Annotated in this window: 15 protein-coding genes and 1 other RNA gene; 15 read left to right on the forward strand and 1 reads right to left on the reverse strand. The window is 34.7% G+C overall.

The genetic code is table 11. The features are described from left to right. The first annotated feature begins 9 nt into the window (after positions 1 to 9). The 11 genes from KQI88_RS04700 (at position 10) to rpoD (ending at position 10,590) form a co-directional block, all read left to right on the forward strand. The gene (locus KQI88_RS04700; RefSeq protein ID WP_216415165.1) at positions 10 to 1,251 is read left to right on the forward strand and encodes a dicarboxylate/amino acid:cation symporter; all 1,242 of its coding nucleotides are present in this window, start codon (positions 10 to 12) and stop codon (positions 1,249 to 1,251) included. 18 nt (positions 1,252 to 1,269) lie between these two features. After that, positions 1,270 to 1,431 carry a RidA family protein gene (locus KQI88_RS04705; protein WP_216415166.1) on the forward strand — a complete coding sequence of 54 codons (162 nt, stop codon included), beginning with the start codon at positions 1,270 to 1,272 and terminating at the stop codon, positions 1,429 to 1,431. A gap of 12 nt (positions 1,432 to 1,443) precedes the next feature. Then, the gene (locus KQI88_RS18740; RefSeq protein WP_330656062.1) at positions 1,444 to 2,109 is read left to right on the forward strand and encodes a Rid family detoxifying hydrolase; all 666 of its coding nucleotides are present in this window, start codon (positions 1,444 to 1,446) and stop codon (positions 2,107 to 2,109) included. A gap of 120 nt (positions 2,110 to 2,229) precedes the next feature. After that, on the forward strand, positions 2,230 to 2,460 hold the full coding sequence (locus KQI88_RS04720; RefSeq protein WP_216415167.1) for a hypothetical protein: 231 nt from the start codon (positions 2,230 to 2,232) through the stop codon (positions 2,458 to 2,460). 50 nt (positions 2,461 to 2,510) lie between these two features. Next, complete coding sequence (locus KQI88_RS04725; RefSeq protein WP_216415168.1) at positions 2,511 to 4,562, forward strand: sigma 54-interacting transcriptional regulator; 2,052 nt, start codon at positions 2,511 to 2,513, stop codon at positions 4,560 to 4,562. 365 nt (positions 4,563 to 4,927) lie between these two features. Then, positions 4,928 to 5,245 (forward strand): PadR family transcriptional regulator, encoded by a 318-nt coding sequence (locus KQI88_RS04730; protein WP_216415169.1) that lies wholly within the window; start codon positions 4,928 to 4,930, stop codon positions 5,243 to 5,245. Further along, entirely contained in the window at positions 5,238 to 5,831 is a 594-nt protein-coding gene (locus tag KQI88_RS04735; RefSeq protein WP_216415170.1) for a DUF1700 domain-containing protein, read from the forward strand. The genes KQI88_RS04730 and KQI88_RS04735 overlap by 8 nt, the downstream gene beginning before the upstream one ends. Next, positions 5,822 to 5,998, forward strand: coding sequence for a hypothetical protein (locus KQI88_RS04740; RefSeq protein ID WP_216415171.1), 177 nt, complete (start codon positions 5,822 to 5,824; stop codon positions 5,996 to 5,998). Before KQI88_RS04735 ends, KQI88_RS04740 begins: the two co-directional genes overlap by 10 nt. 422 nt (positions 5,999 to 6,420) lie before the next feature. After that, complete coding sequence (locus KQI88_RS04745; protein WP_216415172.1) at positions 6,421 to 7,434, forward strand: deoxyguanosinetriphosphate triphosphohydrolase; 1,014 nt, start codon at positions 6,421 to 6,423, stop codon at positions 7,432 to 7,434. Between the two features lie 204 nt (positions 7,435 to 7,638). Beyond that, the gene (gene dnaG / locus KQI88_RS04750; RefSeq protein WP_216415173.1) at positions 7,639 to 9,456 is read left to right on the forward strand and encodes a DNA primase; all 1,818 of its coding nucleotides are present in this window, start codon (positions 7,639 to 7,641) and stop codon (positions 9,454 to 9,456) included. 18 nt (positions 9,457 to 9,474) lie between these two features. Beyond that, positions 9,475 to 10,590, forward strand: a complete 1,116-nt coding sequence (gene rpoD / locus KQI88_RS04755; protein ID WP_216415174.1) for an RNA polymerase sigma factor RpoD — start codon at positions 9,475 to 9,477, stop codon at positions 10,588 to 10,590. A 237-nt stretch (positions 10,591 to 10,827) separates the two neighbouring features. Here rpoD and KQI88_RS04760 read toward each other — a convergent pair whose 3' ends face one another. Further along, a complete protein-coding gene (locus tag KQI88_RS04760; protein ID WP_216415175.1) occupies positions 10,828 to 11,031 on the reverse strand; it encodes a hypothetical protein in 204 nt (67 codons plus the stop codon). Between the two features lie 44 nt (positions 11,032 to 11,075). Between KQI88_RS04760 and KQI88_RS04765 the strand changes: the two genes are divergently transcribed. The 4 genes from KQI88_RS04765 to rnpB all read left to right on the forward strand — a co-directional run bounded on the left by KQI88_RS04765 (position 11,076) and on the right by rnpB (position 13,570). Beyond that, positions 11,076 to 11,831 carry a tRNA (adenine(22)-N(1))-methyltransferase gene (locus KQI88_RS04765; protein WP_246579107.1) on the forward strand — a complete coding sequence of 252 codons (756 nt, stop codon included), beginning with the start codon at positions 11,076 to 11,078 and terminating at the stop codon, positions 11,829 to 11,831. Beyond that, positions 11,822 to 12,649 (forward strand): Nif3-like dinuclear metal center hexameric protein, encoded by an 828-nt coding sequence (locus KQI88_RS04770; protein WP_216415176.1) that lies wholly within the window; start codon positions 11,822 to 11,824, stop codon positions 12,647 to 12,649. Before KQI88_RS04765 ends, KQI88_RS04770 begins: the two co-directional genes overlap by 10 nt. Positions 12,650 to 12,697: 48 nt before the next feature. Then, entirely contained in the window at positions 12,698 to 13,105 is a 408-nt protein-coding gene (locus tag KQI88_RS04775; protein WP_216415177.1) for a ribonuclease HI family protein, read from the forward strand. 74 nt (positions 13,106 to 13,179) lie between these two features. Next, positions 13,180 to 13,570: RNase P RNA component class A (gene rnpB, locus KQI88_RS04780), an RNA gene on the forward strand. Positions 13,571 to 13,798 lie beyond the last annotated feature (228 nt).

A 13,798-nucleotide genomic window follows, 5' to 3' on the forward strand; every position in this document is an offset into this window, starting at 1 on the left:
CATAAACATATGGATAAAAAGCAAATATGGAAGAATTATCGATTTCCTCTCATTTTGCTTGGGGGGATTATTACAGGAGCTGTACTGGGTGTTATTTTGGGGGAAAAGGCAACAGTATTTGCGCCTTTGGGGGATATTTTCATTAATTTAATGTTTACTATCGTAGTTCCGATGGTATTTGTTTCAATCGCAACTGCTGTAGGCAGTATGCTGAACATGAAACGTCTGGGTAAAATTCTAGGAAGTATGGTGCTGACCTTTGTGGTAACCGGATGCTTCGCAGCAGTTCTGGTCCTGACGGTTGTCAATATCTGGCCGCCAGCAGCGAATACTGCAATTACAATGGGAAGCGCAGAGATGCAGGAGAGTGCAAGCATCAGCTCCATGATTGTAGGCTCTTTGACGGTTGACGATTTTTCTGGTCTTATGAGCCGTAAAAACATGCTGCCGATTATTGTATTTGCTATCATTTCCGGTCTGGCTGTATCTGCCTGCGGTGGAGAAGAAAGCCATGTAGGTCAGTTATTAGGAAACCTGAATAGGGTCATTATGAAGATTGTGGAAATGATTATGAAGCTAGCTCCTATTGGATTGGGCGCTTATTTTGCAAACCTGATTGGTGAGTTTGGTCCTCAGCTGATTGGGGATTATGGACGTACGATGCTGATCTATTATCCGATGTGTCTTGTTTATGGAGTGGTTTTCTACCCGGCTTATGCATATTTTGCCGGAGGAAGGCTGGGAGTAAAGAAAATGGTTCAGAACATTTTCAATCCTGCAATTACTGCATTTGCCACACAAAGTTCTGTAGCTACCCTGCCTGTTAATATGGAAGCCTGTAAAAATATTGGAGTACCGGAGGATATTTCTAACATTGTTCTGCCTATGGGAGCTACCATGCATATGGATGGTTCTGTACTTTCGGCCATAACGAAAATTGCTTTCCTGTTTGGTGTGTTCCAAATGCCGTTTACAGGAGTGGGGACCTATGCCATGGCTGTCTTGGTAGCAATTTTAAGTGCATTTGTATTATCTGGTGCTCCAGGTGGTGGTCTGGTAGGGGAAATGCTGATTGTCAGTCTCTTTGGTTTCCCATGGGAAGCATTCCCGTTAGTTGCCACCATCGGATTTTTGGTGGACCCAGCAGCTACCTGCCTCAATGCGTCAGGTGATACCATTGCCTCCATGATTGTTGCACGTTTGGTGGAAGGCAAGAATTGGCTGTTAAAGACAGAGAAAAGTAAAATATAAAGAAAGGAAGAAGAACATATGAAAATTCTTGAAACAACAAAAGCGCCTGGAGCTATCGGACCATACTCTCAGGGCTATGAAATAAACGGGATTGTTTATACTTCCGGCCAGATTCTGGTTAAAGTAAAGACCCTTCTAAGGGGCGTACTATGTGAAATTGAAGCAATCGCTGTAAAATAAGGAGGAAATCATATGAAAATTATTGTAATTGGAAGCCATCTTTGCCCAGATACCTTAGCTGCATTAAACAAGCTTTCTGCTGCTGGAGCAGATATTGATTTTAAGGATATCCTGTCCTGCCATGCAGATTTAAAGGAATATTTAAAACTGAGAGATACTAATGATCTTTACGATGAAATCAGAGGAACAGAAAGCCTAGGAATTCCATGCTTTGTTTTAGAAAACAATGAATTGACCATGGATATCAAAAAGGCTCTGGAGGACTCAGAAAAAGACCTAGAAGACATGAAAAGAAAGGAAGAAGAACACATGAAAATTCTTGAAACAACAAAAGCGCCTGGAGCTATCGGACCATACTCTCAGGGCTATGAAATAAACGGGATTGTTTACACTTCCGGCCAGATTCCGGTTAATTCGGAAAATGGAGAAATAGCGGAGGGAATTGCAGAACAAGCAAAACAAAGCTGTGAAAATGTAGGCGCCATCCTGGAAGCGGCAGGCACCGGATTTGAAAAAGTATTTAAGACTACCTGCTTTCTGTCGGATATGGGAGATTTCGCAATTTTTAATGAGGTTTATGCAAAATATTTCGTATCAAAGCCAGCCCGCAGTTGTGTAGCAGTAAAGACCCTTCCAAAGGGTGTATTATGTGAAATTGAAGCAATCGCTGTAAAATAAGGCAAGGATTGGCTGTTAAAGAGAGAGAAAAATAAAATAAAAAGAAAAGGGATGCTGCATAAAAACGTATGTTGGTATAACAGAGTTTGCAGCATTCTTTTATCATATAAGGAGAATGAGATGAGAGTAATAATTATAGGAGGACTGGCCGGCGGCACCGGAACAGCTGCCAGGCTTCGTCGGTTACCGTACGCCGAGAAACTAGAAAGCCTTTGGCTGTCAGCAGCTGACTCCATAAATAATTGCTTAAAAACTCCGGCATCCCATCCTCTGAAACATCCACTCTTTGATAAAGGTAGCGATTCTGCTTGTCATGAAAATATAAAAAAGGAACAAATTGAATTCACTTAATATTTAAGCTATAATATATATAACTAATATGAGGAAATTATGGAGGAAACATGAAAAAAACGATATCTGTAGTGGCTTTTGATTCCAAAGCCGGAGAGTTTTATGCAAAAGAAATCAATGAACTGTTTGGAGAATATGTAAAAATAGCATCCTACAGTGTGAGCGACGGGTCTGCCATGGGAGCGTTGCCTAAGGCAGATTTATTTGCGATTTCAACAGATGCATATGGTTCCGCAGAAGAGGTGGCCCGTCATGTTCCTATAGACAGCCAGACCATGGGAATTGAGGTTTCCTACCGATGGAGTACGCTGCAAAACCTCAGTATGATACCAAAGGGAACCCGGGCGCTTTTTGTAAATTTGACGGATACCATGGCCCGGGAGGCTATTGCACAGCTGCAGCAGCTGGGGATAAACCATATTCGTTTTATTCCATTTTATCCAGGTGCTGTTTTGGAAGAGCCGGTGGATATGGCTGTAACGCCGGAGGAGGAGAGATATGTACCTCAGAGCGTAAAGAAGGTTTTAAATATCGGCCACCGTTCCTGTACCTCTGGGATGATGATTGAGATTGCCTTGCGTCTGGGACTTGAACAGCTGCTGGATACGAAAAAATTCCAGAATTATTTCCAGGCAATGGCAACGAATAATTACAGCTTTAATCAGATATACGCCCGTTCTAGAAGACTGGAAAGCCAGTTCCATATTTTGATGGAAATATTGGATGAGGGACTGATAGGCGTTAATGAAAAGGGTGAAATCTTTGCATGCAACAAGAAAGCCTGCCAGATTGCAAAGATTGAGGAGAATCTTGTCCTTGGCAGGTGCGGGGAAAAAGTATTTCCGTATATTCCCTTTTATAGCGCCTTGAAGGATAAGAAAGAAATTTCGCCTAAAGTGATTAAGTTGGGCGGCGTAAACGTAAGTATTGCAGTTATACCGGTTCTGCGGCAAAAGGAATGCATCGGTGCATTTGCTACCCTGCAGGAATTTAGTGAGCTGGAATCCAAACAGAATGAGTTAAGAAGCCAGCTGCTGAAAAAGGGTCATTGCGCCAAGTACACCTTTGATGATGTAATCGGAGAGTCAGATTGTATCTGCCGGACGAAGGAGATTTTAAAACGGATGGCGGCTACCGAAAGTCCTGTTTTAATTGCAGGTGAAACAGGAACGGGAAAAGAACTGCTGGCTCATGCGGTGCATTGTGCATCTAAGCGAAGTAAGGGTCCTTTTATCGCCATTAATGTGGCAGCCATGCCGGAAAATCTTCTGGAAAGCGAGCTTTTCGGCTATGAAGAGGGTGCATTTACCGGTGCGAAAAAAGGAGGACGTCCCGGACTGTTTGAATTTGCCCATGGCGGTACCTTATTCCTAGATGAAGTAGAAGGTATGAGTCAGGCCATGCAGGTAAAGCTCCTGAGAGTTCTGCAGGAAGGCGAAATCATGCGTGTAGGCGGCAGCGGAATCATAAGTGTTGATGTAAGAATTGTTGCAGCAACCAATGAATCCCTGGATCAGAAGGTGGAGAAAGGAAGCTTCCGAAAGGACTTGTATTACCGCCTGAATACTTTGACGGTTGTAGTACCGCTGCTACGGGAACGGGAAGAGGATGTTTTTCTTTTGATGGAGTATTTTAAAGAGGAGCTCCGGGGTGACTTTAAGTTATCCGAGGAGGTGAAAGACTTTCTGCATCAGTATTCCTGGCCGGGAAATATCCGAGAACTGCATAACACAGTGGAATACTTTGTTTATACCGGGAAACAGGTGATTGAGATAGATGATTTACCGCCTACTATTTTCCATGGCCGGACATCCAGACCGGTGAATGTGGAGAAGAAGGAGATACTGCAGGAGGTGGTTTCGCCCTTCTGGTTCGTTCTGGAACAGCTTTATATGGCAGCGGAGCGGAATGAGTTTATCGGAAGAGATAAATTGATGATGGAGGCGAAGAAGCAGCATCTTCTATTGTCGCAAAAGGAGATTCGGGATATTTTAAAGGACATGGAGGAAAAGGGTTTTGTAAAAATCAGAAAAGGAAGAGGCGGCAGCAGACTTACCCTGAAGGGAAGGGAATACTGGCAGAGCCGGGATATGTGTCATTGATGAAATTACTTTAGTAAGAATTTATTATAATTTTTAAGTAGCATGAGACTTTTATTAGAGCTAATGGTTAGTGTTTATAAAAAACCAGTAGAAAGATATAACTATTAAGGTATGTATCGAAAACTTGATATAATCAAATACTATTTAATAATCACATTATTGGGCAACTGATAATGTGATTATTTTTTTCCAGATCCGTTTGTTCTTATTAAAGAAGTAAGAGCTTTCAGAGTACATAGTGTTTCTGTTTTTGAAAGGCTATGTACTTACTTTAATCTCTACTGAAAAATGATAGTTGTTTTAAAAAACAACACTTGACACCTTATACTATGCATTATATAGTATAAGGTGTCAGGAGGTATGAAATGGATATTCAATTAAAAAAGGGTTTATTGGAATTTTGTGTTCTTACAGTATTGAGAAAATCTGATTCGTATGGTTATCAAATTGTAAAAGATGTTTCTGATTGTATTGAAATTTCAGAATCTACATTGTACCCGATATTAAAGCGTCTAGAATCAAACGCATACCTTGAAACATATTCTGTAGAACATAATAGTAGATTACGTAAATATTATCGAATTACAGAAAAAGGGAAAAACCACATAAATGAATTTTTAAATGATTGGCAACAAGTTATGAATATTTATCATTTTATAAAAGGGGGTAACGAGAGTGAATAAATTAGAATTTTTAAATACATTAGAAAAATATCTAAAATGTATAGAAAAACAAGATCGTGATAAATTTATTAGATATTATGAGGAAATGATTGAAGACTATAAAGAAGATGGATGCAAAGAAGTAGATGCAATCAAAAAAGTAGGTAATCCAAGAGATATAGCCAATACTATTTTATCGGAGCAAGATGATGTGATTATTAAAGTGCCATCAACTGGGAGTAAAGTTATAAATAAAGTATTATTAATTTTAGGATTCCCATTATGGGGGTCTTTAGCATTATCAGCGATTTTATTTCTTTTATCTGCTTGTATTGTTATGTGGAGTTTTCCCTTCGTAACAGGGGTAAGTGCAATTTCATTTTTTATTGGATCTTTAGTTAGTATTTTGGGAGCACCATTTGTAGCGATAGAAACAATACCTGTGGGAATTGTTCAACTTGGATTAGGAATTGCTTTTATGGGATTGTCGATTTTGTTAGCATTAATTACTACTTACTTGTATAAAAAACTAGTTGGTATAACGAAAACATTCAAATTAAAATTAGGTAGAGTGATTAATGAGAAAGTGGTGAGGATATGGGAATAAAAAATTACAAAAAGAAATGTATTACATTAGGTATTAGTTTAATTATAACAGGTACTATTATTACAATAGTAGGATTTGGACTAACTGGTTTTGATCTAAGTAAATTTAAAGGAACAGATTCATATAAATGGTATCGTACTATTAATATAGGCCATAATTTTTACTAATATGGTATAATTTTGACAATGATTCTCATATTATATATATTAGGAACTAATATAGCAATCAGTTTTTAAGCAATATTTGGATACTGTATATGACTGCAAGTTCAAATTAAAAATAAAATAATTTTTAATAACCGACATAGTCGGTTATTTTTGTACCATATGTAGTTGTATATTGATGAGTACTAGCACAACCTAGGAAGGCTAATCTAGGGCATTATCATATGATACAGCAATAGTGTAATTTAAAATGTTAAATTGGGTATAAATAAAATATAATTAGTAAGAATTTATGTTATAGAAAATATGTTCGATAAAGAGGAATTTTTAAAATTATGAGGTATATATAATAAAGAAAAAATTTAAAAATCAGCAGCACAGCATAGTATTAATTTTGAAAATGAAATATAGAAAGGTCGGAGCCTATGACTCTATCTATTAGACATACTACAGAACAATTAGAGGAAACTACACTTTCATCCTTTGCTCAGTTTAGCAAAAATAGTAAAGGTAGAATAATACCAGAAAAAGAATGTGATATTCGTACGATATACCAAAGGGATAGAGATAGAATAATTCATTGTAAATCCTTTAGAAGCCTTAAAGAAAAAACTCAGGTGTTTATTGTAAAAAATGATTTTTTTAGAACTAGACTAACTCATACATTAGAAGTTAATCAAATTGCACGTACTATTGCTAGAGCATTAAGATTAAATGAGGACTTAGTAGAGGCCATTGCACTAGGTCATGATTTAGGTCATACATGCTTTGGACATAGAGGTGAAGACGTGCTAGATAGGTTGAGTGGCAGATTTAGACATAACGAGCAGAGTCTTAGAGTGGTAGATACTTTAGAGAGAGATGGTAGAGGTTTAAATTTAACATTCGAAGTTAGAGATGGAATATTAAACCATACAGGACCAAAAGAGCCACTAACGCTAGAAGGGAAATTAGTAAGGAAAGTAGATCGTATCACCTATTTATGTCACGATATTCAAGATAGTATGAATGCTGATATTCTTAAAATAGAAGATTTACCATCCATTGTATTGAAAAGGCTTGGTAGTAGCCATAGTGAAAGAATTAATACATTTGTAATTGATGTTATTAATGAAACGAATAAAAATCTTAAAGAAGGTATAAATATAGATATTTATCAAAGTGATGAAATTTTAGAAGCAATGAACATATTAAGAAACTTTATGTTTAAAAATGTATATTATGGTGAAGTGTGTTCTGAAGAAAAAAAGAAAGCAGAATTTATTGTCGAATCTTTGTATACTTATTTTTTAAGTCATCCTAAGGAAATGCCCATAAAATATTATGGTAACATTAGCAAAGACGGTTTAAAAAGAAGCGTAACTGACTTTATAGCAACATGTACAGACTCCCATGCAATTGAAATTTTTCATGAAAAATTTATTCCTTCTAAGAAATAATATATATGTTCTACCATGATAAATATTCAGAATGTTTTTTTTTAGGTTCTAAAGGAGGAATTACTAAGATATATGTCGAATAAATTTCATCATATGCTAGTGGAGAAAAATTATTGATAAAACCTTTAAGGAATTACATGCTGCTAGAAGGATATTGTAAAAATAAGCAGAAGTATATAGTATAAATATTTATAGGTGATTATAATGGAGAATTTTTTTCCCGAAGAGTTAATTAATGAAGTAAAAGACAGTAATGAGATTATAGATGTAATTTCGCAATATATACAAGTTAAATCAGTAGGATCTTCTTACAAAGCCCTATGTCCTTTTCATAGTGAAAACACACCTTCCTTTATTATAAATCGTGAAAAGCAAATTTACAAATGCTTTGGCTGTGGCGAAGGTGGCGATGTGGTTCGCTTTATTATGAAAATTGAAAACTTAGACTTTATAGAATCTGTAAGACTATTAGCGAAACGAGCTAATATTGAAATTAAAAGTACAGAGTCTTCAGAAGAAGTAAAAAGACAAATAAAAGAAAAAAATCTTTGTTATGAAATTAATCGAAAAGTAGGACTATATTTCTATCGTAACTTGACTAAAAAGCCTAACCCTGCTTTAGAATATTTGGTAAATAGGGGATTAAATCCCAAAACCTTAGCAAGCTTTGGATTAGGTTATGCTATTAATAGCTGGGACAACCTTATTTTATACTTACAAAGGGAGGGTTATCAGTTAAGTGATATCCAAAAGTGTGGATTAATAAGACCAAATAAACAAAATGGATATTATGATTATTTTCGCAATCGTATAATGTTTCCTATATTCAATATACGTGGAGATGTGGTTGGTTTTGGTGGAAGGGTAATGGATAATTCCTTACCTAAATATTTAAATTCTCCAGAAACAAAAATATTTAATAAAAGCAATATACTTTACGGTTTAAATTTTGCTCGTAAAAATATTAATAACAGACAAATGATATTAGTAGAAGGATATATGGATGTAATAGCCCTGCATCAGGCAGGTTTTAAAAACGTAGTAGCCTCATTAGGCACATCCTTAACAAAATATCATGGTCAACTATTAAAAAAATATTGTGATGAAGTTATAATATGTTTTGATGGAGATACAGCAGGCATAAAAGCAACTATGAGGAGTGTTGATATACTAAATGAAGTAGAGTGTCAATTTAGAATTATGACTTTACCTGAAGGAAAAGATCCAGATGATTTCATAAAGTTTTATGGTTATGAAGCATTTAAGGAACAAATTAATAATGCAATTAGTCTAATAGATTATAAAATACTTTTAGCAAAAAATAAGTATTCTAGTAATACTATTGAAGATAAGGTAAAACTTGCAAAAAGGATTGCAGTTATTATAAGGGATATTAAAAGTCCAATAGAAAAAGAAGCTTACATTGAAAAGGCTGCAAATGAAACAAGCATCTCAAAAGAAGCTATAAAACTAGAAGTATTGGGTAAGTCTAAAAATATATCAATGAATAGAAATAACGTTAAGTATAGTTCAAACTACAAAAGGGATAATAAGTATATAGAAATAATTCCTTTAGTAGAACAAAAGGGACATATTATTGCAGAAAAACAGTTAATAAAATTTATGCTTACAGATAATAAACTAATACAACATATATTGAATAGTATCTCTGTGGAGGATTTTTCAGTTTGGAGCCATCAAGAAATAGTCGCATATTTAGCTGATAACGTGGAAAGTATTGATGAAAAGCAAATAGAAGAAACACTTCCTCATTTAAAAGAAGATATAAAGCAGATATTGTCAACTGATATTAAATACATTGAGTTAAATAATACATTGGCAAAATATGTTATTAACTTAAAGAAATATAAGTTACTTTACGATATAAAGAGATTAGAGGAAGAACAAAATAGTATTATGAAAGATTCAAATTTAACTAAGGAAGAGGTTGAGAGCAAGTTGCTAAATATAGGCATGGAAATAGTGAGAAAGAATGTACAAATACAAAAGCTGAAGGCGTAATGAAGGGAGGGTGTAACATTGGATAATATAAAAGATACAAAAAAACAGACAATTCAAAAGCTAATAGAAAAAGGTAAAAAGCGCGGTATGATTACCTATTCCGAAATTATGGATGCATTAGAGGATGTAGATTTAGATAAGGATCAAATAGATGAAATATATGATCACTTCGCTACAATGGGTATAGATATTGTAGGTGATAAGGAAGATACAGATGAAGACATAGATATTGATGAATCTGCATTAGAACCGGAGATGGAAATAGAAGAGCATATTGAAGATGATGCTAGTTTGCTAAAAGGGGTCAATATAGATGATCCTGTTAGGATGTATTTAAAAGAAATTGGTAAGGTGCCTTTATTATCTGCTGAAGAAGAAATTAGTCTAGCTAAAAGAATGGATGCAGGAGATGAAGAAGCAAAGAAAAAGTTAGTTGAAGCCAATTTAAGGTTAGTTGTAAGTATTGCAAAGAGATATGTAGGTAGAGGTATGCTCTTTTTAGATTTAATTCAAGAAGGAAATTTAGGACTTATTAAGGCTGTAGAAAAGTTTGACTATAAAAAGGGATTTAAGTTTAGTACCTATGCTACATGGTGGATACGTCAAGCAATTACAAGAGCAATAGCGGATCAAGCCCGAACTATTAGAATACCTGTCCATATGGTTGAAACAATTAATAAATTGATTCGTGTATCAAGACAGTTGTTACAAGAGTTAGGAAGAGACCCAAGACCAGAAGAAATTGCGGTTGAAATGGATCTTTCAGAGGACAAGGTTCGAGAGATACTTAAAATTGCTCAGGAACCAGTTTCTTTAGAAACACCTATTGGTGAAGAAGAAGATAGCCATTTAGGAGATTTTATTCCAGATGATGATGCACCAGCTCCAGCAGAGGCAGCAGCATTTTCATTATTGAAAGAGCAACTTGTTGAGGTATTGGATACACTAACACCTAGAGAGCAAAAAGTATTAAGATTACGTTTCGGATTAGATGATGGTAGAGCAAGAACCTTAGAAGAAGTAGGTAAAAAGTTTGATGTAACAAGAGAGAGAATAAGACAAATTGAAGCAAAAGCATTAAGAAAGCTAAGACACCCTAGTCGAAGTAAAAAATTAAAGGATTATTTAGAGTAAAAATATAGTTTCATTTTATAAAAATTTGTCTGATAGTATTGTATCGACTTATAGCGCACTCAAAATTTATTCTGAATTTTCAAGTGCTTTAAATACTACCAATTTTCTACTTCTTTAGAGGTTATCAATAATTTTAAATTTATACGTTCTCATATAATGAAAAATAGATTCGCAAAAAATGCGAATCTATTTTTGGTAGTAAACTAACAAAATAGGTAGTTAATGTTTAGGATATATTTAATGCCAATAGTTCCACCTAAGTCCATACTCTATTTTATTCTGAAGTTCTTCATCAGATTCTTGATTATCTAGTTGGTCTTGTAGGACGTGCATTATTTGATCGGCTTGCTCTTCCCATTCTTGGGTTGTCCCACCCCAGCTAAAGTTTATCAATTCTTCTGGGCGTATAACTTTTTTAGGTCTTTTTTTAGTATTTGGCATAATAAAACCTCCTTTCGATTAGTTTGGGAAGGTTTATAAAAAATATGATGGTACCTTTTGTAAATGATAATTTAATAGCTAAATTTAAAAGAGGTGATTTAGAATTGAGCATAAGACTAACTCCGAGATTACAAAAAATAGCAGATCAAGTTATAGAAGGAGATGTTGTAGCGGATATAGGAACAGATCATGGATATATTCCTATATACTTATTGAAAAATAAAATAAGTCCCTTTGTAATAGCAGGGGATATTAACGAAAAGCCTTTAGAGAGTGCTGAAAATAATATTAAAAAATATAGTCTTTCAGATAAGGCAGAAACTAGACTAGGAAGTGGACTTTCAATCTTAAAACCTGGTGAAGTAGATACTGTTATTGTTGCAGGTATGGGTGGATTATTAATAAGTGATTTATTAACTACTTCAAAGAAAGTGGTAGAAAAACTTAATACCTTAATTCTTCAGCCCATGCAAGCCCAGCCAGAACTAAGAAAGTATTTAATAAACAATGGTTTTACTATAGAAAAGGACATATTAGTTAAAGAGGACCATCATATTTATGAAATTATTGTAGCAAAACATGGGATACAAGAAATAAGGGATCAAATTTGTTATGAAATTGGATTTCACATAAATAGTAATCCAAAACCATTAGCTATTGAGTATATTAATGGGAAAATAAGGGCAACAAAAATGGTTATAGAAAACATATCCAATAATGCTTCTGAGCCTTCGGTTGAAAAATTAAAAGAGATGAATGTTAAACTAAAAAAACTAGAGGAGGTGCTTGAGTGTCTATAAAAGTAGGCGATATAACTCAGATTATCGAGAATTTAGCCCCTTTAAGCTACGCATATAAATGGGATAATGTAGGTTTACAATTAGGCAGTAAAGAAGATAGTGTAACTGTTGTTTTGACAGCACTAGAAATAACGGAAGATATTTTAGACGAAGCTATTAAAAATAATGTTAATATGATTGTTACTCACCATCCAATGATTTTCTCTCCATTAAAAAATATTACAAAGGAAGATATGAAGGGAAAGCTTATTTATAAGGCTATTCAAAACAATATTAGTATTTATGCTGCCCATACTAATATAGATGCGGCATCTGGAGGATTAAACGATTATATTGCAGATAGATTAAATATAAAAGATACAAAGATTTTAGAAGAAGTAGGAGATAATATTTATCCTATAGAAAATGAAGAATCATCCAGTGGAATTGGAAGAGTTGGAAGGTTAAATAATCCTAAAACACTAGCTGAGCTGGTAACAGAAATTAAAGAACAAATTAATATTAAATATATTAGAGTAGCAGGAGATTTAGAAGCTACTATTGAAAATGTAGCTGTAATTAATGGAAGTGGTGCGGATCTTATACAGTCGGCCATCTATAAAGGCTGTCAATGTGTAATTACTGGAGATGTAAAGTATCACGATGCTCAAGATGCAATTTCCCAGGGAATAAATGTAATTGATATTGAACATTACCATAGCGAAAAATTTTTTGCTAACTTTTTAGCCGACTATTTATCTGATGAAGTAAGAAAAAGAGGATTGAATGTAAATATTATAGCATCCAGTATAGACATTAATCCTTTTCAAACACTTTAATTATACATATAATAATAAAACTAAAAATATATTGAAAAGGGTGATTTGATGGACTTAAAAGAAGCGATAATTTATACTGATGGAGGATCTAGGGGTAACCCAGGAATAGCAGGAATAGGTATACTTATAGAAGATAAAGACGGAAATGTAATAAGAGAAATTAGCCAATATGTTGGAGAGCAAACCAATAATGTTGCAGAATATAAGGCTCTTAGTCGTGGACTAGAAGCAGCTCTAGACCTTGGTATTGAAAAATTAACATGCTATTTAGATAGCGAACTAGTAGTAAAGCAAATTAAAGGAGAATATAAAGTTAAAAACGAACGAATGATCCCAATGTATAATATGGTTATGCCACTAATTAAAAAATTTAAGAGCTTTGAAATTATACATATACGTAGAGAGTTAAATAAAAGGGCAGACCAATTAGCTAACGAAGCTATGGACAATAAATAGATACCATTTTTTACATTTTGACATTTTGACTAAATAGTGCTATGATTAAAATCTACTTTGAAAAAATAATATTGTGAGTAAGTCAGATGATCGCGGACACAGCTATGCTGTGAACGAGGAAAGTCCGAGCTCCATAGGGTAAGGCGCTGGGTAACACCCAGTGGGGGCGACCCCAAGGAAAGTGCAACAGAGAGATACCGCCAGAACCATTGTTCAGTAGAAATATTGAGCTTGTGGTGAGAACAGCTTGTAGCTGTCTGGTAAGGCTGGAAAGGTGAGGTAAGAGCTCACCAGAGGCTAGGTGACTAGTCTGCTATGTAAACCCCGCCTGGAGCAAGACCAAGTAGGAACAAAAAAGCGGCGACCCGTCGTGTTCCGTGGTAGGTTGCTTGAGCCGTCTGGTAACAGCCGGCCTAGATAGATGATCGTCTAACACAGAACTCGGCTTATAGACTTAGTCACATATTGAAATTCCAACATTCTTGTTGGGATTTTTTTGTTTTTTGCCACCGGTCCACAAGTTTTATAAAAATATGCTTAGTTTTGAAAAAATACTACTATGTTTTTAAACCTGTATTTTTCAATACCTTTTTTATATAAAATAAATAATACCAAGTAGGAAGATTTCTTATATGAAGGTTTAAGGACATGGAGGAAGAGCTATTATCAATTCGTTATAAATTTTTTAAATAA

Origin of the sequence: Alkaliphilus flagellatus, from assembly GCF_018919215.1 — a bacterium.
GTDB classification, from domain to species: Bacteria; Bacillota; Clostridia; order Peptostreptococcales; family Natronincolaceae; genus Alkaliphilus_B; species Alkaliphilus_B flagellatus.